Genomic DNA, 24,097 nt, shown 5'->3' with positions numbered 1-24,097 from the left:
GTCACTGCAGCGCGATGCGCGTCTTGAAGGGCAGCGGCTCCAGCGCCTTCTGCAGCCGTTCCTGCAGCGGTGCGGCCAGCGTGCCTGCTGCCGTTGCATCGATCCGCACGCGCACGAGGCTCTCGCCTTCGGTCGTCACTTCGGGGCTTGCGGCGGCGCTCACGCCGAGTGCCGCGCACACCTCGGCGACCGTTGCGGCCACCACCTGCCGCGCGGCCATGGCGCGCAGCTCGGGCTTGTAGATCTTTCCGACGTTGGTCATCGGCATGGTCGCGATCACCGACACCCACTTGGGCCGCGCGGGTGCCTCGTCCACGCGCGCGGCGGTGAAGGCCAGCAGTTCTTCTTCGGTGGCCGACGCGCCGGGCACCAGCGTCGCGAAGATCACCGGCAGCTCGCCCGCGTAGGCATCGGGCGCGCCGACCGCTGCGCACAACTGCACGGCGGGGTGCGCGCCCAGTGCGTCCTCGATGGTCTTGGGGTCGATGTTGTGGCCGCTGCGGATGATCAGGTCCTTCGAGCGGCCTGTGAGGTTCAGGCGTTGCTCGCTGTCGATCCAGCCCAGGTCGCCGGTGGCGAGCCAGCCGTCGGCCGTGAAGGCCTTGGCGTTGTCCGCAGGGTCCACGAAACCCGAGAACACATTGGGCGACTTGAACAGCACCATGCCCTGCTCGCCTTGCGGCATCTCGCGGTCGCTCGCGTTGCCGTTCTCGTCGAGCGCCACCACGCGCATCTGCATGTAGGGCAGGCGAAAGCCGACGCAGCCCGCGGGCCCGCTCACGCCCGGCGGCGTGATGGTCGAGATGCCGGCCATCTCGGTCATGCCCAGGCTCTCGTGCACATGCAGCCCGAACAGGCGCTCGAAGCGCGCGGCCAGCTCGGGCGCGAGCACCGCGGCGCCGGTGCGGCAGTAGGTGATGGAGGAAATGTCCGCGCCGTCGAGCGGCACGTTGGCCAGCGCCGCCAGCACGGTGGGCACGGCCGACAGCGAGGTCGGGCGGTACTTCGCCACCAGCTTCCAGTAGTTGGCCAGCACCTCCTTGTTGCGCAGCAGCGAGGTGGTGGGAATGATCACTTCCACGCCGGCCGACAGCGACGACAGCGAAGCCGGCAGCACGCCCGCCACATGGAACAGCGGGTAGCCGTTGATGGAGATGCCGTTCTCGTTCATGCCCGCGACCTGCACGCTGGCCCAGGCGGTGAACACCTGCGCGCCGTGGCTGTGGCGCGCGAGCTTCGGCGCACCGGTGGTGCCGCCGGTGTGGAAGTAGGCGGCGATGTCGGTGGGTGCGATGTCGCGGCCGCTCACGAGGCGGTCGCTCGGTTGCGCGGCGCGCAGCACATCGAACTCGGCCACGCCGTCGGGCAACGCACCGGCTGCACCGGGCGCTTCGTCGTGCGGCGCCACGCGCAGCACGGTGGTGAGCGTGGGCACCTGCCCGCGCAGGCGCATGGCCTTCGACCACATGCCCGATTCGCTGTCCGAGCCATAGGCGATCAGTACCTTGGCGCGGCCGGCGGTCATCAGCGCCACCAGCTTCTCGTCGGTCAGCAGCGGGTTGAGCGGCTGCACGATGCCGGCCGCCTCGCCGCCCCAGAGTGCGAGGTGGTATTCGAGGCAACCGGGCAGCAGCACGGCCACCGCATCGTCCGGCCTCACGCCCAGCGAGTGCAGCAGATTGGCGGTCTGGTGGATGCGCGCAAGCAGCTCGGCATACGACCAACGGATGGGCTCGTCCGCCGGGTTGCCGGTGCGCAGGAAGGTCAGCGCGGTCTTGTTGCCGAAGGCCGCGCCGGCGTTGCGAAAGATCTCGTAGGTGCTGCGCACCGTGAGCGCCTGCGCCAGCGGCGTCTCTTCGAGCTTGTGGATGTCCGCGAGGCTGCGAACGGGAAACGCGGGGCGGAACGGCGCGCCGACCGGGGTCTTGTAGTTGTTGTTGTTCTTGTCTTTGTCTGTCATGTCTGTCTCCTTGATGGTGTCGCCCTGTCGGCAGCCGGTTGTTTTACTGGTTCGTGATGTGGTTGTCGCGAATGACCTTGCCCCAGCGCTCGAAGTCCTGCTTCATGCGCACGCCGGTCTGCTCGGGCGTGCGGTAGGCCGCGAAGGAGCCCACGCTCTGCAGCTTGTCCTGCACTTCCTTGTCGGCCAGCGCGTTCTTCAGCGCGGCGCTCATGCGGTCGATCACGTCCTTGGGCGTGCCGGCCGGTGCCAGCAGGCCGCCCCACGAGGTGGCGTCGAAGCCGGGGAAGCCTTGTTCGGCCACGGTCTTCACGTCGGGCAGCAGGCTCACGCGCTGGCCCGAGCCCACGGCGATGGCGCGCAGCTTGCCGGCCTTGATGTGCGGCAGCACGCCCACGAGGTCGGAGAACATGGCGGGCACCTGGCCACCGATCAGGTCGGTCACGGCCGGTGCGCTGCCGCGGTAGGGCACGTGCTGCATGTCGAACTTGCCGATGGTCTTGAGCTGTTCGGTCGTCAGGTGGCCGAAGCTGCCGGCGCCGGCCGTCGTGTAGTTGAGCTTGCCGCCCTCGGCCTTGGCCTTGGCGATCAGGTCCTGCACGCCGTTCACGTCGGGCAGCGACTTGGGGTTGACCACCAGCACGATCGGCAGGTCATACACCGAACCCACGGGCGTGAAGTTCTTGAAGATGTCGTAGCCGGTCGGGCCGTACAGGTGCGAGGCCAGCAGCGTCGGCGTGGCCAGCATCACGAAGGTGTAGCCATCGGGCGTGGCGCGGGCCGCGGCGGCCGCGCCCACGGTGCCCGAGGCGCCGCTGCGGTTGTCGATCACGATGCTCTGCTTGAGCGCGACCGACATCTTCTGCGCCACGATGCGCGAGGCCACGTCGGTCGGGCCGCCGGGCGGGAAGGGCACGATCAGCGTGATCGGCTTGGTGGGCCAGGCTTGTGCGAAGGCAGTGCCGGCCACGAGCGGGAGGGCCAGGGCAAGGAGTGCACGGCGAAGGGGACTGCGAAGGGAACGGAAAGCGAGGGAGGCCATGGACTTCTTCAATTCAGGGAGCAGGGGAACGCGGGGACAGGGGATCGGAAATGCGCGGCGTCTTCGTCAGACGACGCCGCTCGTTTTGAGCGCGGCCAGCTTTTCATCCGACAGGCCGAGCAGGGACTTCAGCACGTCGTGCGTGCCTTCGCCCAAGGTGGGCGGCGCGCTGCGCACGGGCAGGCGCTCGCCATCGAAACGGTAGGGCGGAGCCAGCACGTTGACGGTGCCCGCCACAGGGTGCGGCTGCGTGGTCACGAGGCCGGCATCGGTCGCGCGCTTCGATTGCAGCGCTTCGAGCAGGCCCAGCACTTCGCCGCACGGAATGCCCGAGGCGGTGAGTTTGGCGAGCAGGTCGGCACGCTGGCGCTTGGCCAGTTCGGCGTGCAGCTCGGGCAGCAGCACCGCGCGGTTGGCCGAGCGCAGGATGTTGGTCTTGAAGCGCTCGTCGGCCGCGAGGTCGGGCCGCTCGATCACGTCGGTGCAGAAGCGCGCGAACTGCGCGTTGTTGCCCACGGTGATGACCAGCGGGCCATCGGCCGCATCGAACACGCCATAAGGCACGATCGACGGATGCGAGTTGCCGTAGCGCGGCGGGTCTTCGCCCATCAGCAGCGCTTCGAGGCCGTAGTAGGCGGTGATCATCAGGCCGCAGTCGAACAGCGCCATCTCCACATGCCGGCCCTTGCCGGTCTTCTCGCGCTGGTAGAGCGCGGCCAGGATCGCCTGCGCCGAGTACATGCCGGTGAACAGGTCGACAGCCGCCACGCCGAACTTCAGCGGCGGCTGGTTGGCTTCGCCGTTGAGTGCCATCAGGCCCGCTTCGCCCTGCACCACGAGGTCGTAGCCGGGGCGCGCGGCCTCGGGGCCGGTGCGGTCGTATCCCGAGATCGAGCAGTAGATGAGGCCCGGCTGTTCCTTGCTCAACTGCTCGTAACCCAGGCCCAGCTTGTCGATGCCGCCGAACTTGAAGTTCTGGATCACCACGTCGCACTGCTTGGCGAGGTCGCGCGCGAGCTGCTGGCCTTCGGGCGTCTGCAGGTCGAGCGTGACCGAGCGCTTGTTGCGGTTCACGCTGTTGAAGTAGGCGGTCTCGGTCTTGCCGACGCGCAGGCCCCAGTCGCGCGTGTCGTCGCCACGGCCCGGGTGCTCCACCTTGATGACCTCGGCGCCCATGTCGGCCAGCACCATGCCGCACCAGGGGCCCGCGAGGATGCGGGACAGATCGAGGACGCGCACGCCGGCAAGCGGCAGCGAAGAATTCAATGAGGACATGACGGCAACTCCAGAAAGACGAAAAACCTCCGCACCCGCGTGCAAGAGGTTGGAGGGGTGAGCGCAGCGCGTGTCAGGACGCGCCCTGCTTCTGGCGGCGCAGCGCGACGAAGTCGGCCTTGCGCTTGCCGAGGAACGCACCGATGCCCTCGGCCGCTTCGGCATCGGCCTGCGACTCGACCATGTACACGGCTTCGGCCTCGAGCTGTTCTTCGAGCGATGCGTGGTGCGCCTGGCGGCACAGCGTCTTGATGCGCGCGCTCGCGCGCAGCGGGCCGTTCGCGACCTTGGCCGCGAGCGCGATGGCTTCGGCCAGTGCCGCGCCCTTGTCGGTCAGTCGATTGACCGCGCCCAGCGCGTGCAGGCGCTCGGCCGGCATGCGGTCGCCGGTCAGGCACATCTCGGTCAGCACCTGGCGCGAGACGAACTCCGCGAGGAAGGCCGTCGCGCCGCCATCCGGCGTGAGGCCGACCTTGATGTAGGCGACTGTGTAGAAGGCATCGCGTGCCGAAACCAGCATGTCGCAAGCCAGCGCCATCGACAGGCCCGCGCCGGCAGCGCCGCCTTCGACCGCCGCGATGACCGGCTTGCCGCAATCGCGGATCGCGCGGATCAGGTTGTTCAGGCCTTCGAGCTTTTCTCGGCGCTCCGATGCGGGCAGCTCGCGGCGCTTGGCCAGCAGGTTGAGATCGCCGCCGGAGCAGAAGAAATCGCCGGCGCCGGTGAAGACGATGGCGCCCACTTCGGGGTCGTTCTGCGCGTCGGCGAGGGCGGCCGACAGCTCGGCGTACAGCGTCGGCGTGATCGCGTTGCGCGCGGCCGGGTTGCTGTTGGTGAGGATGCGCACGGCACCCTCTTGCGAGATCAGAACGGTCTTGTTGTCGCTCATGCCGCCACCTCTTTGCCGAGCGTGATGTAGCGCTGCAGGTGGTGGTCTTCGTCACCGAGCTGGTGGTCGATCATCACGAGGCGCTTGGCGTAGTGGGGCAGCGGCAGTTCCCACGTCATGCCGATGCCGCCGTGCATCTGGATGCTTTCTTCCGCCACCAGCGCGCCGATGCGGCCGATGCTGAACTTGGCGGCCGACAGCGCGCGCTCGCGCGCCACGCGGTCGGTGCCGTCGATGGCGGCTGCGGCGTTGATGACGGCCGAGCGGGCCTGTTCGATCTCGAGCAGCAGGTCGGCCATGCGGTGCTGCAGCGCCTGGAAGCTGCCGATCAGCGTGCCGAACTGCTTGCGCGTGCGCAGGTACTCCAGCGTGGCGGTCTTGGCGGCTTCCATCGCGCCGAGCGCTTCGGCGCACAGCGCGAGCACGCCGCGGCCGATGGCGCGTTCCAGCGTGGCGTGGCCCTGGCCTTCAACACCGAGCAATGCATCGGCGCCGAGCTTCACGCCGTCGAGCGTGAGTTCGGCGACGCGGCCTCCGTCGATGGCGGGGCACCCGCGCACCGAGAGGCCGGCAGTCTTCGCGGGCACGAGAAACAGCGAGATGCCGGCTTCGTCGTCCACGTTGCCCGAGGTGCGGGCCGAGACCAGGAACAGGTCGGCCTGCTCGCCCTGCGGCACGACGGCCTTGGCGCCCTTCAGCACCCAGCCATCGCCGCTGCGTTCGGCGCGGGTTGAAACGCGCGTGCGTTCGTAGTGCGTGTCGGCTTCGTCGTGCGCAAAGGCCGCGACGGTGGCGCCGTTGATGATGTCGCCGATCTTTTCCTTCTGCGCGGCATTGCCGGCAACGCTGATCGCTTCGCCGACCATCACGGCGCCCAGCAGTGGCTCGACCACGAGGCCGCGGCCCAGTGCCTCGAAGACCACGGCGATGTCGAAGCCGCCGCCGCCGAAGCCGCCATCGGCCTCGCTGAACAGCGCGCCGATCACGCCGAGTTCGGCGAACTGCTGGAAGATCTCCTTGCTGAAACCGTTCGCCGACTTCGCGATGCGGTCGCGCGCATCGAAGGCGTACTGCTCGGCGATGAAGCGGTTCAGGCTGTCGGCGAGCATGCGCCGGTCTTCGGTGTGTTCGAAGTTCATTGCATGTCTCCTTTACAGGCCCAGGATCATCTTGCTGATGATGTTCTTCTGGATTTCATTCGAGCCGCCGAAGATCGACAGCTTGCGGTTGTTGAAGTAGCGCGCGGCGGCGGCCTTTGCATAGGCCGGGCCGAAGGTTTCGCCTGCAAAGCCTTCCTGCAGCGCTTCGGCGACGAAGGGCCGGCCGTAGACGCCCATTGCGCGGCGGGCCAGCGACGAGATTTCCTGGCGGATCTCGGTGCCGCGAATCTTCAGCATCGAGCTTTCCGCGCCGGGCACGCCGCCACCGGCCACTGCGGCGATCACGCGCAGGTTGGTGGTCTTCATGTTCTCCAGGTCGATCTCGACACGCGCCATGCGCGCGGCGAACGACGGGTCTTCGGCCAGCGGCTTGCCGTTCTTCACCTGCTTCGCGGCAATGCCCTTGAGCTGTTCCAGCGCGGCCACCGAGAAGCCCACGCCCGCGATGTTGGTGCGTTCGTAGGTCAGCAGGTACTTGGCGCAGGTCCAGCCTTTGTTCTCTTCGCCCACGAGGTTCTCGGCGGGCACGCGCACGTCGGAGAAGAACACCTCGTTGACTTCATGCTCGCCGTCGAGCGTGATGATCGGGCGCACTTCGACGCCGGGCGAGGTCATGTCGATCAGCAGGAAGCTGATGCCTTCCTGCTTCTTCGCTTCGCGGTTGGTGCGCACCAGGCAGAAGATCATGTTGGCGTGCTGGCCCAGCGTGGTCCAGGTCTTCTGGCCGTTCACGATGTAGTGGTCGCCCTGCGCGTCGATGCCGCGCACGGCCGAGGTCTTCACCGCTGCCAGGTCGGAACCCGCGCCGGGTTCCGAATAGCCCTGGCACCACCAGTCGGCGCCGTTCAGGATGCGCGGCAGCCAGCGCTGCTTCTGTGCCTCGTTGCCGTACTTGATGAGCACCGGGCCGAGCATGTTCACGCCGAAGGGCACGATGCGCGGCGCGAAGGCCAGGGCGCATTCGTTCTCGAAGATGAACTTCTCGACCGCCGTCCAGCCGGGTCCGCCGTACTGCTCGGGCCAATGGTTGGCGAGCCAGCCGCGCGTGTTCAGGATGGTGTGCCATTCCTGCATGTCGGCCTTGGTGAGGATCTGGCCGCCGCTGACCTTGGCCGAGAGGCGCGCGGGCAGCTTGTCGGCGAGGAAGGCGCGCACTTCGGCGCGGAAGGCTTCTTCTTCGGGAGTGAAGTTCAGGTCCATCGCAGTTCCTCAATAGATTTCGAAGAGGCCCGCCGCGCCCATGCCGCCGGCGATGCACATCGTGACCACGGCGTACTTCGCGCCACGGCGCTTGCCTTCGATCAGCACGTGGCCCGTCAGGCGCGCGCCGGTCATGCCGAAGGGGTGGCCGATGGAGATGGCGCCGCCGTTCACGTTCAGGCGTTCGGACGGAATGCCCAGCTTGTCCTGGCAGTAGATCGACTGCGAGGCGAAGGCTTCGTTGAGCTCCCACAGGTCGATGTCCTGCACCTTCAGGCCATGGCGCGCGAGCAGCTTGGGCACGGCGAAGACCGGGCCGATGCCCATTTCGTCGGGCTCGCAGCCGGCCAGCGCGAGGCCGCGGAAGGCGCCCAGCGGCTGGATATTGGCGCGCTCGGCGTCCTTGGCTTCCATCAGCACGCAGGCCGATGCGCCGTCGGACAGCTGCGAGGCGTTGCCGGCGGTGATGAACTTGTCGTCGCCCATCACGGGCTTGAGCTTGGCGAGCGCCTCGTAGGTGGTGCCGCGGCGGTTGCAGTTGTCCTCAGTCGCGGTGACTTCGCGGTGGGTGACTTCCTTGGTCTCCTTGTCGGTCACGGCCATCGTGGTGGTGCAGGCGACGATCTCGTCCTTGTAGCGGCCGGCGATCTGCGCTTCTTCGGTCTTGCGCTGGCTCTCGGCGGAGAAGCGGTCCTGCGCCTCGCGGCTGATGTTGTAGCGCTTGGCCACGATGTCGGCCGTGTCGATCATCGCCATGTACAGCTCGGGCTTGTGCTCGACGATCCACGGGTCCAGGCTGAGGTCGCCGCCATCGCCGGGGCTGCGGCCACGGATCTGCGAGATGCTTTCGACGCCGCCCGCGATCATGGCCGGCGCGCCGTCCACCACGATGCGGCCCGCGGCCATGGCAATCGCCTGCAGGCCCGAGGCACAGAAGCGGTTGACCGTGGTGCCGGCAATGCCGATCGGCAGGCCCGAACGGATGATGGACTGGCGCGCGATGTTGCGGCCCGTGGTGCCTTCGGGGTAGCCGCAGCCGAGGATCGCGTCCTCGATCAGTGCCGGGTCGAGGCCCGAGCGCTCGACCGCGGCCTTGACCGCGAAGGACGCCAGCGTGGCGCCGGGGGTGATGTTGAACTCGCCGCGGTGCGCCTTGGTGAGCGGGGTGCGGGCGGTGGAAACGATGACGGCTTCACGCATGGGATGACTCCTTGGTCGACAGACTCGGATGAATTACTCGGATTGGTTCAGGCTCGCGAAATCGGCACCGCGCTCGACCAGCTCGACCAGCAGCGGCGAAGGCTTCCAGAAGATCGGGTCTTCCTTGGCGAACTCGCGGATGTCGGCCAGCACCTTCGGCAGGCCCACGGTGTCGGCGTACTTCATCGGGCCGCCGCGATGGCGCGGGAAGCCGTAGCCGTAGAGGAAGGTCACGTCCACGTCGAGCGGGCGCAGCGCGATGCGCTGCAGCACGACGTTGGCGCCTTCGTTGATCATCGCGGCCATGTAGCGGCGCATGATTTCTTCTTCGGTGAAGCTGCGCGGCGTGATGCCGGCGCGCACGCGCTCGGCGTCGATGATCGCCAGCACCTCGGGGTCGGGCACGCCGGTGCGCGCGCCTTCGGGGTACAGGTAGTAGCCGCGCTGCGTCTTCTGGCCGAACCAGCCGCGTTCGCAGATGCGGTCGGCCACCTGCACATAACGCGCTTGCGGGTCGCGCGTGGCGGCCTTGCGCTTGCGCGTGGCCCAGCCGATGTCGCCGCCGGCCAGGTCGGACACCTGGAACGGGCCCATCGGGTAGCCGAAGTTGCGCACGGCCGCGTCGATGTCGTAGGGCGAGGCGCCGTCTTCCATCATGTGGTCGGCGGCCTGGCGGTACACGGCCAGGATGCGGTTGCCGATGAAGCCGTCGCACACGCCGGCGCGCACCGGCACCTTCTTCAACTTCTTCGCGAGCTCGAAGCCGGTGGCGACCACGTCGGCGCTGACCTTGGCGGGCACCACGATCTCGAGCAGCTTCATGATGTTGGCCGGCGAGAAGAAGTGCAGGCCCACCACGTCCTGCGGGCGCGAGATGCTGGCGGCGATCTCGTCGATGTCCAGGTACGAGGTGTTGGTGGCGAGCACCGCGCCGCGCTTGCACACGCGGTCGAGTTCGGCGAACACGGCCTTCTTGACCGTCATGTCCTCGAACACGGCCTCGACCACGATATCGACCTGCGCGAGCGCGTCGTAGCTGGTGGAGCCCGAGAAGCGCGCCATGACCGCGGCCTTGGCCTCGGGCGTCATGCGGTCCTTCTTGATGAGGCCGTCGTACACCTTCTCGACATTGGCGCGGCCGCGCGTGAGCTGCGTGTCGTCGCGCTCGATCATGGTCACGGGCATGCCCGCGTCGAGCATGGCCACCGCGATGCCCGCGCCCATGGTGCCTCCGCCGACGATGCCGGCGGAGGCCAGCGCGCGCGGCTTCGCGCTCTTGGTCTCGGGCGCCTTCAGCACTTCGCGTTCGGCGAAGAAGGCGTGGATCAGGCCTGCGCGCTGCGGGCTGTCGATGCACTGCAGGAACAGCTTGCGCTCCAGCGCCATGCCTTCGTCGAAGGGCAGCGTGAGCGCGCCTTCGACGGCTTCGATGATCTTCATCGGCGAGAACAGGCCGCGGCTCTTCTTGGCGGTGTCGGCGCGCGCGGCTTCGAGCGCGGCGCGGCTGGCTTCCTTGTCGGCCAGCGCGCCGGCTTCGCGCGTGCGGCGCACGGGCACCTTGGCGGCGATCAGCTCTTGCGCATAGGCGATGCCTTCGGCGCGTGCATCGGCTTCGGTGCCCAGGCGGTCGATGAGGCCGAGCGACAGCGCTTCCTTCGCGCCTGCATGGCGGCCGCTGAGCATCAGGTCGAGTGCGGGCTTCACACCGATGAGGCGCGGCGCGCGCTGCGTGCCGCCCGAGCCGGGCAGGAGGCCCAGCGCCACTTCGGGCAGGCCCAGCTTGGCGGTGGGCGAGGCGATGCGGTAGTGCGCCGACAGCGCCACTTCGAGCCCGCCGCCGAGCGCGGCGCCGTGGATCGCGGCGACGACCGGCTTGGCGCAGTTCTCGATCTTCAGGCACACCTCGGGCAGCGAGGGCGGCTGCGGCGTCTTGCCGAATTCGCGGATGTCGGCACCCGCGATGAAGTTGCGGCCCGCGCCGACGATCAGCACCGCCCTGGCGTTGCTGTCGGCCTCGGCCGCCTCGATGGCGGCCACGAGGCCGCGGCGCACATCCACGCCCAGGGCGTTGACGGGCGGGTTGTCGATGGTCACCACGAACACGTCGCCCGGAAAGCGGGACGGCTCGAAGGTCACGGGACCGGAAGACGTGGTGGGGCTGGGAGTTGTGGTGGCCATGTGCTTGTCTCTTGCGTTGGCGGGCCCTGCGGATGCGGATGCAAGGCGAGGGGCCCGAGGCTCTGGGGGGTGAACCCAGCATTCTTTGCCCGGCCCGGCGCTTTGACAATTGCATAGCCGGTTGACAGACTGTCAAAGGATTTTTGACACAATCGGGCCCATGGACCTGCAATCGCTGACCCTGCTGGTCGAAATCCTTGACGCTGGCAACCTGAGCGCGGCGGCGCGCCGGCTCAAGATGAGCCGTGCCAACGTGAGCTACCACCTGAACCAGCTCGAGCGCTCGGTGGGCGCGCAGCTGGTGCGGCGCACCACCCGGCGCGCCGAGCCCACCGAGATCGGCCTGCGCCTGTACCAGCACGGCGTGGCCATCCAGACCGAGCTGCTGGCCGCGCGCGAGTCGGTCACCACGCTGGGGCAGGGCCTGCAGGGCCGCGTGCGCCTGAGCGTGCCCAGCGGCTACGGGCAACTGGTCATGGCCGACTGGCTGATCGACTTCAAGCGCCAGTACCCGGGCATCGTGCTCGACGTGGTGTTCGAGAACCGCATCGAAGACCTGCTGCGCGACGAGGTCGACATCGCCATCCGCGTGGTGCCCGAGCCGCCGCAGAACCTGGTCGCGCGCGACCTCGGGCCGGTGCGCTACGTGGCGTGTGCTTCAACCGACTACGCAAAAAAGAACCCGCTGCCCGTGCAGCTCGACGAGTTGCAGGGCGCGCCGGTGGTCACGGCCGCCGTCATCGGCCGGCAGCTGCGCGTGTCGGCCTACCAAGGCGAGACCCGGCGCGAGGTGATCCTGGAGCCGACGCTGATCTCGGAAAACTTCCTGTTCCTGCGGCAGGCCATCCTGGCGGGCCTGGGCATCGGCCTCGTGCCCGACTATGTGGTGCAGGAAGACGTGCGCCGCGGCGACGTGGTGACCACGCTCGACGACTGGCGCCTGTCGATCTTCGGCACGCAGATGTTCATGCTCTACATGCCGAACCGCCAGCACACGCGGGCGATCCGGACTTTCATCGACTTCATCCTGGAGCGGGTGCGGGCGCCGGAGTGAACAGGCCTTATGCGAGCCGGCGCTCCTGCGCCGTCGCCTCGTAGTGGTTCGCCTTGTCCACATACATCGCCCGGTCGGCCCGCAGCAGCGCCGCCTCCAGCGGCTCGCCGGCGTGGCAGGTCGCCAGGCCGATGGCCAGGCTCAGGGCGTGGCCGCTCTGGCCCGCGTGGAACTGGTTGTTCATGTCGAGCAGCGTCAGGATGCGCTCGCGCATGGCTTCGGCGCCGCGCTCGTCGGTCATGGGCAGCAGCACCGCGAACTCGTCGCCGCCGATGCGCGCGGGCCACGACGGCGGATCGACCGCCTTGCCCAGCACCTCGCCCATGCGGCGCAGCAACGAGTCGCCGGCGGCGTGGCCTTCCTGGTCGTTGAGCTGCTTCAGGCCGTTGAGGTCGATCGCCACGATCGACACCGGCCATGGCCCCTTGCGCGACAGCCGGTTGAGCTCTTCGGTGTAGTAGGTGCGGTTGCACAGCTGCGTGAGCACGTCGTGCTTGCCGAGGTACTCGAGGTACGCCTCGGCCTTCTTGCGCGCGGTGATATCGACCAGCGAGACCAGCACCAGGTCCCAGGTGTCCTGCCGGTCTTCCTGCACCGCGAACTGCATGTGGATGTTGAGCACCTCGCCCGACAGCGAATAGTTGATCACCTCGCGCAGCTGCACGGTCTTGTGGTTCCACAGGTCCTGCAGCTGCTCGGCGAAAGACTCGCGCATCTCGTCGCGGAAGATGCGCGGGATGTTGCCCAGCAGCGTGGCCAGATCGGGCGCGCCGAACATGCGCAGCGTTTCGTGGTTCACGTCGATGACGCGGATCTCCTGCATGCAGCGCGTGACGAACTCCGGGTGCACCTTGATGAAGGTCGCAAAGTCGGTGATGCCGCGCGCGCGGATGCTTTCGAGCAGGCTGCGCACCGCGCTGAAGTCTTCGACCCACAGCGAGACCGGCGAGCGGTCGAACAGGCTGCGCGCGTACTGCTCGCTTTCGTCGCGCCGGCGCTGCGCGGCCACGCGCTCGGTGACGTCGTCGAGCGACACCAGCACGCGGTTCCAGGTGGCCTCGTGGCCGGGCAGCACCCGGGCGCGCACGCGCACGTCGAGCCGCCGCCCGTCGAGGGCGTAGTTGACGGTTTCGCTCTCGAAGCTGAGCTGGCCGCACCAGAGCTGGTCGAGCTCGTGGACCACGGTGGCCGACATGTCGCCGCGGAACACGCTGTCGAGCGCGCCGAGCAGGGTCTCCTGGCTGTCGGCGGCGAAAAGCTGCAGCGTGTATTGGTTGACGCGCAGCACCTTGAGCCGGGCCATGCAGTCGCGCACGCGCTGCGGGTCTTCGGCCAGGTGGGCGACCAGGTCGGTCACGCCCTGCGCGCGCCAGCCGTCGAGCATGCGCCGCAGCTCGCTGTAGTCCTCCAGCCAGAGGGAGACGGGCGCGAGGTCGAACATCGCGTCGAGGTCGGTTGACGGAGAAACGTCGGACGCGGCGGCGGACAGGGCCATCGAAGAAGCTTTCGGAAAAGCGGCGGCAGCCACTGTGGACAGGCGCCTGCAAACGGGGGCTCGATTATCGACCGCGGGCATGTCGATGCCACGCGCAAACGCGGCTTCAGCGGCTGTAAAGGCCGACCACGCTCTGCCCGCCCAGCGCATGGCCCTTGAGCGCGGCCAGCAGCGCATCGCGCGCGAGCCCGGCCGGCAGGCTGCCGGGTGCGAGTTCGGTGGCGATCACGGTCAGCACGTAGTGGTGCGGCCGGTCGCCTACCGGCGGGCACATGCCGCGGTAGGCCGGTGCGCCGGCCACGTTCGGGCCCATGGTGAAGTTGAAGTTCGAGCCCGCGAGGCCTTCGCCCGCCTTCAGCTCGCCGCGCTCGGCCGCGATGTTGTAGGCCACCCAGTGCGACACGCCGAGGCCGGCCGCGCCGTCCGGATCGAACACCAGCACGGCGACCGACCGGGTCTTGGCCGGCAGATTGCTCCACGCCACGGGCAGCGAGACGTTCTTGCCGCCGCAGTCGCCCGCGCCGGCGTGGTCGGCCGGGATCACGCCGTTGTCGCCGAAGGCGCTGGACGTGACCTTCATGCCCGTGAAGGCCTTGCCGGTGCCGGGCGACATGCCGGTGCAGCCCGCCATGAGGCCCGCGAAGGCAAGAGCCGCGACCGACACGGTGAGGGGATGAAACCTGCTGTTATTGCGCATACCGTTTCTCCTGGAAGGGGTTGTCTTCATTCGGCGGGGCCGAGCCACACGCTGCCGTCGGCTTTCTCGTGCACGGCCAGCGCCGTGAGCCTGGCGCCGCGGCAGGGGCCGCCCACGCACTTTCCGGTGTCGGGCTCGAAGATGGCGCCGTGCCGCGCACACATCAGGAAGCGGCCCGAGCTTTCCAGCACCTGGCCCTCGAAGTCGAGCGGGCCGCCCGCGTGCGGGCACTGGTTCAGGTAGCCGTACACGCCGCCGTTCCAGCGCACCGCAAAGGCCGGTGCGCCATCGGGCGCGCTGAACTTCGCGACCAGGCCGCCTTCGGCAAGTTCGCTGGAAATCGGATGAGGCGGCGTGGGTGCGAGTTCGGTAGAGAGTGTCATCGGTGGCAGAGCGTAGCCAAGCTTCAGGGGGCGCGCAAACCGGCGGCCCTATGCCGGGCCGCGGGCGGCGCATGGTGCGCAGCCCCCCATCCTGGCTACACCGTCCGGCGGATAGACGCGGCAGCGCCCGTTTTTCACAATGCAGCCGCTCGCGTTCCAGAGTCCGCGCTTCCATGCGCCCGAAAAGGGGCACGCCGATGATCACGTTGAAACAGGGTTGGCGCGGTGCCGATGTCCGCCGACTGCAGGAGGCATTGAACCGCAAACTGCTGCCCAGCCCCGGCCTGGCCACCGATGGCGACTACGGCCCGCTCACCCGTGCGGCCGTGCTGCGCCTGCAGGCCGCGCACTGGCTGGTGGAAGACGGCGAAGCCGGCCCCTGCACGCAGAACGTCGCGTTCGATGGCGAGGTCGATGCGCCGATCCTGCATCCGGTCGCGCTGGTGTCGCCGCCGGCCGCCGTGCTGTGCTGGGCCGCGGGCGTCGCGATGATGACCCGCTCCAACGTGCAGGCGGTGGTGGCGCGCACGCCGGCCGAGCTGCTCGCGGCCGACGGCGGGCTGCACGATTTCGTCGACACCCACGACGCACGCATGGCGGACGGCCATCGGTTCGCGGCCGCGCACGGCCTGGCGGTGCGGCCGCCGTCGCCCTGGTCGCCGAGGGCACTTCGTGCCGCGCTGCACCACGGGCCGCTGATGTTCGACATGCTCTGGACGGCCAAGGGCCGCGCGGACGGCATCGGCCGACCGGGCCACATGGTCGTCATGGTGGGCATTCGCGGCGACGGCGACCCAAGCGGGCGGGGCACCACGCTGCGCATCCTCGACCCCTGGCCGCCGAACAAGGGCGCGCGCTGCTCGGTCAACTTCTGCAAGTGGCTGCAGGGCGCCAGCTCGCGTGCCTGCCGGGTGTTCCAGAAATAACCAGAAAATTTGCGGATTCCCGCGAACCGTTCGGCGGGTTCGACGCCTCCTTGTGTCCGAGGGTCTTCCTCATGCACCCAAGGATCGAAGGAATCGCCATGTTCTACGCCAAGAATCTTCCCGGTTGGGAGCGCGCACTGCGCATCGTCATGGGCCTTGCCGCCCTTGTTTACGCGGCCATCGGCTGGGGCACGGCCGGCTTCGGGCTCGCCGTGGCCATTGGCCTCATGGGCGCGATGTTCGCGCTGACGGGCCTGTTCGGCTTCTGCCCGATGTGCGCGATGGTCGGGCGCAAGCCCGTCAAGGGGCGCTGAGCCGTGGCCGCCGGGATCGACCGCACCGATCTGATCCACGCCGCGCAGACCGGCGATCCCGTGGCCATCGCAGGGCTGCTGGCGGTGTGCCAGGCCGATGCGCGCCGCTATGCCCACCGGCACTGCCAGGCCAGCGACGTCGACGACGCCGTGCAGGAATCGCTGCTGGTGATCGCGCGCAAGGTGCGCGGCCTGAAGGCGGCCGCGGCTTTTTCGTCGTGGCTGTTCACCGTCATCAAGCGCGAATGCCTGCGGCTGCAGCGCGCGATGTTCCGGCACGACCCGCTGGACGACGACGTGGCCGAGCGGCAACTGGCCAGCCGCACCGACGACGCGTTGCGGCTGGATCTGACCCACGCGCTGGAGTCGCTGCCCGCGCACTACCTGGAGGTGGTGCTGCTGCGCGATTTCGAGGAACTCACCATCGCCGAGATTGCCGGGCGCCTGGGCGAGCCGAGCGGCGCTATCAAGAGCCGGCTGCACCGTGCGCGCACGCTGGTGCGCGAGTACTTGCTGGGGGGCGATGCGACAATCGCCCCGCCATGACAGACACCCTCACGATCACCCGCCCCGACGACTGGCATTTGCATGTGCGCGATGGCGCCGCGCTCGAAGCCGTCGTGCCCCACAGCGCGCGCCAGTTCGGTCGCGCGCTGATCATGCCGAACCTGCGTCCCCCCGTGACCACGGCCGCGCAGGCCATCGGGTACCGCGACCGCATCCGCGCCGCCGTGCCTGAAGGCGTCGCCTTCGAGCCGGTCATGTCGCTCTACCTGACCGACAAGCTGCCGCCCGAAGAAATCGCACTCGCCGCCGGAGCCGGCGTGCGCGCGCTCAAGCTCTACCCGGCCGGCGCTACCACCAACAGCGATGCCGGCGTGACCGACATCCGCCACACCTACAAGACGCTCGAGGCCATGCAGAAGCACGGCCTGCTGCTGCTGGTGCATGGCGAGGTGACCGACCCGGCCATCGACCTGTTCGACCGCGAAGCCGTGTTCGTCGACCGCGTGATGATTCCGCTGCGCCGCGACTTCCCCGAGCTGAAGGTGGTGTTCGAGCACCTGACCACCAAAGAGGGCGCGCATTACGTGCGCGATGCCGACCGCTTCACGGCAGCCACCATCACCGCGCATCACCTGCTCTACAACCGCAACGCGATCTTCACGGGCGGCATCCGTCCGCACTACTACTGCCTGCCGGTGCTCAAGCGCGAGACGCATCGCGTGGCGCTGGTCGAGGCGGCCACCAGCGGCAGCGACCGTTTCTTCCTGGGCACCGACAGCGCACCGCACCCCGCGCACCTGAAGGAACACGCACTCGGCTGCGCCGGCTGCTACACCGCGCTGACGGCCATCGAGCTGTATGCCGAGGCCTTCGACAGCGTGAATGCGCTCGACAAGCTCGAAGGCTTCGCGAGCTTCCACGGCCCCGACTTCTACGACCTGCCGCGCCACACCGACACCGTCACGCTCAAGCGCGAAAGCTGGACCGTGCCCGAGACCGTGCCTTACGGCGACGCCACGCTCAAGCCTTTGCGCGGCGGCGAAACCATCAACTGGAAGCTCGCATGACCCCGACGCTGCGCGTGATGCTGCTGATCGATGCCGACAACGTCTCGGCCGACGTGATCGAGCAGGCCGTGCAGCGCACGATGGACGACTACGGCGCCATCCATGTGCGCCGCGCGTACTGCAACGCCGAGATGGCGGTCAACCGGCAGGCGCTGTTCAAGCGGCTGTCGGTGCGGCCGATGGTCAACCTCTCGGCCGGCAAGAACAGCACCGACATCGCGCTCGCGGTCGATGCCATCGACCTCGTGATCGCCGAGCGGCCCGACGTGGTGGTGCTGGTGTCTTCCGACTCCGACTTCGCGCCGCTCGTGGTGCGGCTGCGCGAGAAGGGCTGCCGCGTCTGCGGCATCGGCCAGCAGGGCAAGACGGGTGAAGAGACCGTCGGCGTTTATGACGCGTTCGTGGACCTCGCGCATCACGGCGTGAAGCCTGCCGCGCGCACCGCGCCAGCGAAGAAGGCGACGGCCAAGTCGGCGCCCGCGAAGACCTCGCGCGCAAGGAGCAGCGCCGCGGCGTCCGCGCCTGCGGCGGTTGCACCTGCATCCGCACCCGCGGCAAAGAAGGCCGCGACCAAGACCGCCGCCCGGAAGACCACGAGGGCTGCCAAGCCCGCGCAGCAGCCGCCCGCGAAGCCGCAGATTTCCGAAGCCGCCGAGTTCATCCTGCAGGCTGTTCCCGCCCTGCGCAGCGGCAACGACGTGCCGCTCAACGACGTGGCGCAGGCGCTGCGCGCGGCCGGCCTGCTCGGCAAGCACGGCAGTTCGCTCAAGCTGTTCGACAAGCTCACGGCGGAGTTCGCGGTGCTGCAGCATCCCGACCGTATCCGCTGGACGGGGGCGTTCGCGCCTTGACCCTGCCGGCGGTCGATTGGGCGCAGCCCTGGCTTGCGCCCTATCGCGCCCCTGGCGAAGCGGTGGCGCAGGCCGTTGCGCAACACACATCGGTGGCCGCCGCGCTGCAGGCCCTCAAGCCCGAGGGCACGCCGGACTTCGTGCACCAGGACGCACTGCCCGCGGGGCAAGCCTACGAGGCGCACATCTTCCAGACCCGCACGGTGCCCACGCGCGACAACCTGCACGACTTCTTCAACGGCCTCGTGTGGCTTGCCTTTCCGCAGGCCAAGCGCGGGCTCAATGAGTTGCAGGCCGCGGAAATCGCGCGCATGGGTGTCGCCGCTGTGCGCGGGCCACTACGCGATGCGCTCACCTTGTTCGACGAAAACGGCGCGGTGCTCGATGCGCCGCCCGCGCTGTGGCGTGCGCTGGTGGATCGCGACTGGCACACGCTGTTCGTGACACAGCGCGAACTGTGGGCCGAAGCCCGCCTGCTGCTGTTCGGCCATGCGCTGCTCGAAAAGCTCACCGCGCCACGCAAGCCGATCACCGCGCATGTGCTGCTGACGCACACCGCCACAGGGTCGATGGCGTTCGACGACGCCACGCTGGCGCGAAATTTCGATGCGAAACGGCTCGAACTGAAGCCTTTCGTTCCCTTGCCGGTGCTGGGCGTGCCGGGCTGGTGCGCCGAAAATACGTCGGCGTCTTTCTACGCCGATCCGCAGGTCTTTCGGCCCTTGTCGCGCTGAACTTCGCAGGTTCGCGAACGCGTTGCCGATGCCGCGCAGCCGCATCGCGTGCCGCACGCTGTTTCATCCTGGAGGAAATTCAATAACAACATGGACACCGTCATCATCGTTCTCAAGGTCGGGCTGATCCTCTACGCGATCTACAGCCTCATCGTCTATGCGACGCGGCGCTCGGGCAACCGCAGCGCCTTCAAGGACTTCCAGTCCGCGCCGGTGTTGCGCCGCATCACCGACGAAGAAAAATCCGCGCTGCAGCCCTTCCTGATCGGCCAGGGCCTCACGGCCGACGACGACGTGCGCGAACTCACCGGCGCCTTCGTGCGCCACGGTCTCGCGACGCAGGGCTCGTCGACCGAGCACGACACCATCGGCGACGTCGACGTGCTGCTGCCGTATGACGCCATCGATTACGTCGAGCCGCACAACGAGGCGCTGGTGGTGCTTGGCAAGAAGTGCGCGGTGGTCATCCGCCTCAACGGCTTCGACCTGCTCGAAGGCCGCCAGCGCGCGCAGCGCCAGCAGGCGCAAGACAAGCAATGGAAGCGTGGCGAGATCGGTGCGCTGCCGAACATCGAAGCGCCCGCAGGCGACATCGATCCGCACGCGCCCGTGGCGGCTTCCGAAGCCGCGTTCGTCGCGCCGGACCCGAATGCGCGCTTCCAACGCGGCGAGGTCGACATCCTGAGCCAGCGCACCGAGACGCCCGAAGAAGTCGCCAGCCGCGTGGGGCGCGGCGGTGGCTGGGCTTCGGCCCTTGTCTGGCTGCTGGCCTTCGTCCTGCTGTGGCTCGCCACCTGGGACGCCACGCGCGGTGTGCACGCCTACCTGCTGGGCGCGGGGCTGCTCGCCGGCCTGTGCGCGGCGTGGCTCTTCGTGCGCAAGCCGTCGGACACGGCCCCGGTGCGCCAGCCGCAGCCGGTCAATCGCGTGCGCGGCATGCTCAACCAGATCGCGGTGGTCAACGCCAGCAACGTGACGATCAAGCGGGTGGGGCTCTTCATCGGCGACAAGCTCAGCTTCGTGCTGCCCTCGGCCTGGCGCAGCGCGAAAGACATGCCGTACGGCGAAGTGATCGAGGCCGAGCTGCGTACCAGCGACTACAGCGCGGTGAGCTTCGGCGACAGGTGGTCGGTGGCCGACGAATGGCGGCGCTTCCGGCCCGTGTACTGGGGGCGCCATCTGCTGCACCTGCTGATCGGCCTGCTGGCGGCGGTCGCGCTGGGCCTCTCGGCGCCCGACCTGCGCGGCCAGATGGCGCTGGTCGCGCAGTGGTTCTCGCACGGCAAGAGCCCTGCGTACACCGACGCGCGGCAACTGGCCGACAACCCGCCCCAGTGGGCCAGCTACGCCAGCGTGAAAGGCGAAGGGCGCTGCGAGATCGACCTGGCCCACAAGGGCGACGACAACCGCGCGCTGCCCATGGTCGACTGCACGACGGTTCGCTGGAACGGCAGCGCGCCCGTCATTCCCGAGCTGAAGATTCCCGAGAGCATCCAGGCGCTGGCCAGCCCCGACTTCATTCGTGCGTCGGAGAACGGCATGGCCGCCAGCCTGATCGAAATGCTGCGCATGCAGATGGGGCAGGCACCCGATCCGCTGTCGGCCTACCGGGCGCGCGAGAACATGCCGATGATCGTGCGCCACTTCGACCGCTCGGTCGCCACCATCGAGGCGGCCTGCAAGGAGGGCGAGGGCCTTGCGCCCGGCGACTGCAGCGCGTTGCAGCGTGCCGTGCTGAACGCGGCCGAGGCGACCGTGGAAAAAGACGGCACGGACACGGCGATCCACAACTGGAAGGAGCTTGCCGCGAGCGCGCAGCCCGGCAAGGAAAACGCCGACCTCGTGGTCTCGCGCAAGCAGCTCGCATCGATGCAGCAGGCGGCGCGCCAGGCGGCCGACAGCTTTGTCGCGACGCGCATCGAGGCTGCGCTGCCCACCATCGTGCCCGCCAAGGGCGGGGTGGTGCTGGCGTCCACCGTGCCGATCGATGCGGTGCAGCGCAAGCCGGGCGAAGACGCCAGCACCGAAGCTGCCGAAGCGAGCGATGTCGATGCGGCCTCGGCCCTGGCCGATGACGACAACGATGCCTCGTTGCTCGGCCGTTGGGCCCGCCTGCAGCGCAATGCCGCGCCCGAAGGCGTGAAGCCCTTCGTGCTCGAGGGGCTCGTCACGGCGCGGGGCTCGGACGAAGGGCGCGCGCCGGTCCTGCGTATCGATCCCGGCCTCGATCCGGCACAGGCCGCCTCCGCGGGTGCGTACACGCTCTGGTGGCTGTTCGCGGTGGGCCTGCTGCTGGTGAACGGCGTGCTGTTCGCGCTGCGACTCGCGCAGAGCATGCGCCGGGGCGCCCGGCTGCGGGCCGACATCCAGGGCCGCCCGGCACCGGGCGCGACAGGCCTCTTCTGAAACGGGGAATACGGCGGCGCTAGAACTTTTGCTCCTATCATGGCTCTACCGGATGCCGCCGTCCGGCTGCGCCCCATCAGAACGCACAACAACACACGGGCCGCCAGACCACCGGCCGGGCGTGGCTTGAAGTAGGCCCCCCGGCCCTCATCTGGGCGGCAGTGTTCCCCACGGAGAATTCAACTTGAAACGTATCCTTCTGTTCGTCTTGACCAACGTGATGGTCGTTGCAGTGCTCGGCGTTGTCGCCAGCCTGCTCGGCGTCAACCGCTTTCTGACGGGCAGCGGCCTGAACCTAGGCGCGCTGCTCGGCTTTGCGCTGGTCATGGGTTTCGGCGGCGCGATCATCTCGCTGCTCATCAGCAAGCCGATGGCCAAGTGGACCGCCGGCCTGCGCATGATCGACAACCCCCAGTCGCCCGACGAGGCCTGGATCGTCGGTACCGTGCGCAAGTTCGCCGACAAGGCCGGCATCGGCATGCCCGAGGTCGGCATCTTCGAGGGCGAGCCCAATGCCTTCGCCACCGGCGCCTTCAAGAACTCGTCGCTGGTGGCGGTGTCCACCGGCCTGCTGCAGAACATGACGCGCGAAGAAGTCGAGGCCGTGATCGGCCACGAGGTGGCCCACATCGCCAACGGCGACATGGTCACGATGACGCTCATCCAAGGTGTGATGAACACCTTCGTCGTGTTCCTCTCGCGCGTGATCGGCTATGCGGTCGACAGCTTCCTGCGCCGCGGCGACGACCGCTCGTCGGGCCCCGGCATCGGCTACTACGTGAGCACCATCGTGCTCGACATCGTGCTGGGCTTTGCCGCGGCGATGGTGGTGGCCTGGTTCTCGCGCCACCGCGAGTTCCGCGCCGACGCCGGTGCGGCCGCGCTGATGGGCCAGAAGCAGCCGATGATCAACGCGCTCGCCCGCCTGGGTGGCCTGCCGGCCGGCGAACTGCCGAAGGCAGTGGAAGCCATGGGCATCACGGGCAGCATCGGCAAGCTGTTTGCCACGCACCCGCCGATCGAAGAGCGCATTGCGGCGCTGCAGAACGCGCAGCGCTGACCGACAACCACCGCTCTCGGGCGGGCATGAAAAAAGCCGGCGCATGCGCCGGCTTTTTTGTGGGTGATGCCTTCGCCCGCTTCGCCCGATGTGGTTGTGTCGTCGTCAGGACGCGGCTGCGTCGCCGCCTGCGCCTGCTTCTTCGCTGGCTGGGGCTGCCGCCGCCGCTGCTGCAGCAGCAACTGCCGCCGCTTCGGCCGCGGCCTGGTCGCGTCGCACGCGCTCCAGCGTGCGCGCCACTTCCACCGGGTCCATGCCGTACATCTCCGCGAACTCGGCTTCGCTGCGGCCGCTGGCCGTGAAGGCGCGGAACAGCGCTTCGCGCTTGGCGGCCTGGCGGCCCAGCTCGGCCACGGCTTCGTCGAGCAGGGCGTTGTTGGTTTCGTCCTGCGTGCGCACGCGTTCGGCATAGGCGTCGCGGCCCAGGCCCGAGGCCTCGATGGCCGCGATGATGCGCGTCACCACGTGGGGGCGCAGGTCTTCGTTCGAGCGGGCCTGGCGGCGCTTGAACACTTCGAGGATGGCGTGGTGCACGTGCTCGGGTGCCACCGGCTCCACGGGCACGCCCTGCAGGTCATGGCGCTGGTGGCCGGCGGCCACGGCTTCGAGGTAGCGCGTGGAGCGGGCATGCAGGCCCAGTGCGACCTTCAGGTCTTCCTTCTTGAACTCGTCGGGGTGTTGCGCCAGCAGGTCCTGGTAGACGCCCAGCTTGAGCGGCAGGAAGTGCGCGCCGAACATCTTCGGGTACAGCGTGAACAGCTTTTCGAGTGCGGGATGCACCTTGCGCGCGGGGCGTTGCTGTTGTTGCTGTTGCGGCTGTGCCTGCTTCGCATCTTGCTGCGGGCGCTGCTGGCCGTTGCGTGGCGCGCGGCCCTTGCCGCCGCGCGGCCGTCGCTGTTGCTGCTGTTGTTGTTGGGGTGCGGTGTTGCCCGTGTCTTCCGTGACTTCGCGGACTTCCTGGATTTCTTGGGGCGTGGCGGTATCGGTCATCGATCGGGGTGTGTCAGGTTGGCAGCAAGCAAAAAGGGAATGGGTCCGGCGCTCATCAGCGCGGGCGGAACATCTTGAACATATTGTCGGGGCTGATCTCGAAGTAGTCGGCCGGGCCGCCGCCGCGCAGGATGGGTTGCGCAGCGGCAGTGTCGTAGATGCCGTCTTTCAGCAGGTGGCGCGCGATGTGCACGCCCACCACTTCACCGAGGATCAGCCAGGTTTGCACGGGCGCGCCGTCGAGGCCTTCGAGCTGGATGAGCTGTGTCAGCCGGCATTCGAGGGACACCGGGCTCTCGGCCACGCGCGGCACCGCGATGCGCCGCGAGGCCACGGGCGTGAGGCCCGCAAGCTCGAACTCGTTCACCTCGGGCGGCACGGCCGCGCACGACCGGTTCATCTGCTCGGCCAATGGGCGCGTGGCCAGGTTCCAGCCGAACTCCCGCGTCTGGCGGATGTTGTGCAGGCTGTCCTTGGCGCCGATGCTGGCGAAGCCGATGATCGGCGGCGTGTAGTTGAAGGCGTTGAAAAAGCTGTAGGGCGCCAGGTTGAGCACGCCGTGCGCGTCCTGCGACGAGATCCAGCCGATCGGCCGCGGCCCGACCATCGCATTGAACGGGTCGTGCGGCAGGCCGTGGCCCTTGGCGGGCTCGTAGAAGTGGAAGTCGGTGGTGTCGTCGGACATGGGGTGGCGGGCATGCGCCTTCGC

The 24,097-nt window shown here is 68.5% G+C and carries 22 protein-coding genes; 9 read left to right on the top strand and 13 right to left on the bottom strand.

Annotated features, from left to right (window positions below):
- Position 1 precedes the first annotated feature (1 nt).
- From ACGLHS_RS18660 to ACGLHS_RS18625, 8 genes are all read right to left on the bottom strand, one after another.
- Complete coding sequence (locus ACGLHS_RS18660; protein ID WP_394482493.1) at positions 2-1,870, bottom strand: acyl-CoA synthetase; 1,869 nt, start codon at positions 1,868-1,870, stop codon at positions 2-4.
- A gap of 133 nt (positions 1,871-2,003) precedes the next feature.
- Positions 2,004-3,002, bottom strand: a complete 999-nt coding sequence (locus tag ACGLHS_RS18655) for a Bug family tripartite tricarboxylate transporter substrate binding protein (protein ID WP_394482066.1) — start codon at positions 3,000-3,002, stop codon at positions 2,004-2,006.
- A 66-nt stretch (positions 3,003-3,068) separates the two neighbouring features.
- Positions 3,069-4,277 (bottom strand): CaiB/BaiF CoA transferase family protein, encoded by a 1,209-nt coding sequence (locus ACGLHS_RS18650; RefSeq protein ID WP_394482064.1) that lies wholly within the window; start codon positions 4,275-4,277, stop codon positions 3,069-3,071.
- Positions 4,278-4,350: 73 nt separating this feature from the next.
- On the bottom strand, positions 4,351-5,166 hold the full coding sequence (locus ACGLHS_RS18645) for an oxepin-CoA hydrolase, alternative type (RefSeq protein WP_394482062.1): 816 nt from the start codon (positions 5,164-5,166) through the stop codon (positions 4,351-4,353).
- Complete coding sequence (locus ACGLHS_RS18640; protein WP_394482060.1) at positions 5,163-6,305, bottom strand: acyl-CoA dehydrogenase family protein; 1,143 nt, start codon at positions 6,303-6,305, stop codon at positions 5,163-5,165. Before ACGLHS_RS18640 ends, ACGLHS_RS18645 begins: the two co-directional genes overlap by 4 nt.
- 12 nt (positions 6,306-6,317) lie before the next feature.
- Complete coding sequence (locus ACGLHS_RS18635; protein WP_394482058.1) at positions 6,318-7,526, bottom strand: acyl-CoA dehydrogenase family protein; 1,209 nt, start codon at positions 7,524-7,526, stop codon at positions 6,318-6,320.
- Between the two features lie 9 nt (positions 7,527-7,535).
- On the bottom strand, positions 7,536-8,726 hold the full coding sequence (locus ACGLHS_RS18630; RefSeq protein ID WP_394482056.1) for an acetyl-CoA C-acyltransferase: 1,191 nt from the start codon (positions 8,724-8,726) through the stop codon (positions 7,536-7,538).
- Positions 8,727-8,759: 33 nt separating this feature from the next.
- Positions 8,760-10,904 (bottom strand): 3-hydroxyacyl-CoA dehydrogenase NAD-binding domain-containing protein, encoded by a 2,145-nt coding sequence (locus tag ACGLHS_RS18625; RefSeq protein ID WP_394482054.1) that lies wholly within the window; start codon positions 10,902-10,904, stop codon positions 8,760-8,762.
- A 160-nt stretch (positions 10,905-11,064) separates the two neighbouring features.
- Between ACGLHS_RS18625 and ACGLHS_RS18620 the strand changes: the two genes are divergently transcribed.
- On the top strand, positions 11,065-11,958 hold the full coding sequence (locus ACGLHS_RS18620) for a LysR family transcriptional regulator (RefSeq protein WP_394482052.1): 894 nt from the start codon (positions 11,065-11,067) through the stop codon (positions 11,956-11,958).
- Between the two features lie 7 nt (positions 11,959-11,965).
- Here the strand turns inward: ACGLHS_RS18620 and ACGLHS_RS18615 are convergent, their stop codons facing one another.
- From ACGLHS_RS18615 to ACGLHS_RS18605, 3 genes are all read right to left on the bottom strand, one after another.
- Entirely contained in the window at positions 11,966-13,453 is a 1,488-nt protein-coding gene (locus tag ACGLHS_RS18615) for a diguanylate cyclase domain-containing protein (protein WP_394482050.1), read from the bottom strand.
- Between the two features lie 106 nt (positions 13,454-13,559).
- The gene (locus ACGLHS_RS18610) at positions 13,560-14,150 is read right to left on the bottom strand and encodes a YbhB/YbcL family Raf kinase inhibitor-like protein (RefSeq protein WP_394482047.1); all 591 of its coding nucleotides are present in this window, start codon (positions 14,148-14,150) and stop codon (positions 13,560-13,562) included.
- Positions 14,151-14,176: 26 nt separating this feature from the next.
- Positions 14,177-14,533 carry a Rieske (2Fe-2S) protein gene (locus ACGLHS_RS18605; protein ID WP_394482045.1) on the bottom strand — a complete coding sequence of 119 codons (357 nt, stop codon included), beginning with the start codon at positions 14,531-14,533 and terminating at the stop codon, positions 14,177-14,179.
- 197 nt (positions 14,534-14,730) lie between these two features.
- Between ACGLHS_RS18605 and ACGLHS_RS18600 the strand changes: the two genes are divergently transcribed.
- From ACGLHS_RS18600 to htpX, 8 genes are all read left to right on the top strand, one after another.
- On the top strand, positions 14,731-15,459 hold the full coding sequence (locus tag ACGLHS_RS18600) for a papain-like cysteine protease family protein (protein ID WP_394482043.1): 729 nt from the start codon (positions 14,731-14,733) through the stop codon (positions 15,457-15,459).
- A gap of 98 nt (positions 15,460-15,557) precedes the next feature.
- Positions 15,558-15,773, top strand: a complete 216-nt coding sequence (locus tag ACGLHS_RS18595) for a DUF2892 domain-containing protein (RefSeq protein ID WP_394482041.1) — start codon at positions 15,558-15,560, stop codon at positions 15,771-15,773.
- Positions 15,774-15,776: 3 nt separating this feature from the next.
- Positions 15,777-16,319 carry an RNA polymerase sigma factor gene (locus ACGLHS_RS18590; RefSeq protein WP_394482039.1) on the top strand — a complete coding sequence of 181 codons (543 nt, stop codon included), beginning with the start codon at positions 15,777-15,779 and terminating at the stop codon, positions 16,317-16,319.
- Positions 16,316-17,347 carry a dihydroorotase gene (gene pyrC, locus ACGLHS_RS18585; protein WP_394482036.1) on the top strand — a complete coding sequence of 344 codons (1,032 nt, stop codon included), beginning with the start codon at positions 16,316-16,318 and terminating at the stop codon, positions 17,345-17,347. Before ACGLHS_RS18590 ends, pyrC begins: the two co-directional genes overlap by 4 nt.
- Positions 17,344-18,198 (top strand): NYN domain-containing protein, encoded by an 855-nt coding sequence (locus ACGLHS_RS18580; protein ID WP_394482034.1) that lies wholly within the window; start codon positions 17,344-17,346, stop codon positions 18,196-18,198. The genes pyrC and ACGLHS_RS18580 overlap by 4 nt, the downstream gene beginning before the upstream one ends.
- On the top strand, positions 18,195-18,932 hold the full coding sequence (locus ACGLHS_RS18575) for a DUF3025 domain-containing protein (RefSeq protein ID WP_394482032.1): 738 nt from the start codon (positions 18,195-18,197) through the stop codon (positions 18,930-18,932). Before ACGLHS_RS18580 ends, ACGLHS_RS18575 begins: the two co-directional genes overlap by 4 nt.
- Before the next feature lie 90 nt (positions 18,933-19,022).
- Positions 19,023-21,338, top strand: a complete 2,316-nt coding sequence (locus ACGLHS_RS18570) for an IgaA/UmoB family intracellular growth attenuator (protein WP_394482030.1) — start codon at positions 19,023-19,025, stop codon at positions 21,336-21,338.
- Between the two features lie 184 nt (positions 21,339-21,522).
- On the top strand, positions 21,523-22,398 hold the full coding sequence (gene htpX / locus ACGLHS_RS18565; protein ID WP_093244737.1) for a protease HtpX: 876 nt from the start codon (positions 21,523-21,525) through the stop codon (positions 22,396-22,398).
- A gap of 105 nt (positions 22,399-22,503) precedes the next feature.
- Here the strand turns inward: htpX and ACGLHS_RS18560 are convergent, their stop codons facing one another.
- Together ACGLHS_RS18560 and ACGLHS_RS18555 are read right to left on the bottom strand one after the other, a co-directional pair.
- The gene (locus tag ACGLHS_RS18560) at positions 22,504-23,388 is read right to left on the bottom strand and encodes a ProQ/FINO family protein (protein ID WP_394482027.1); all 885 of its coding nucleotides are present in this window, start codon (positions 23,386-23,388) and stop codon (positions 22,504-22,506) included.
- A 55-nt stretch (positions 23,389-23,443) separates the two neighbouring features.
- Positions 23,444-24,073: a flavin reductase family protein gene (locus ACGLHS_RS18555; protein WP_394482025.1), complete on the bottom strand. Its 630-nt coding sequence runs from the start codon at positions 24,071-24,073 to the stop codon at positions 23,444-23,446.
- Positions 24,074-24,097: the final 24 nt, after the last annotated feature.

Origin of the sequence: Variovorax sp. VaC1 (assembly GCF_043658315.1) — a bacterium.
Classification (GTDB): Bacteria; Pseudomonadota; Gammaproteobacteria; order Burkholderiales; family Burkholderiaceae_C; genus Variovorax.
This window is presented reverse-complemented; position numbering and strand designations above follow the sequence as displayed.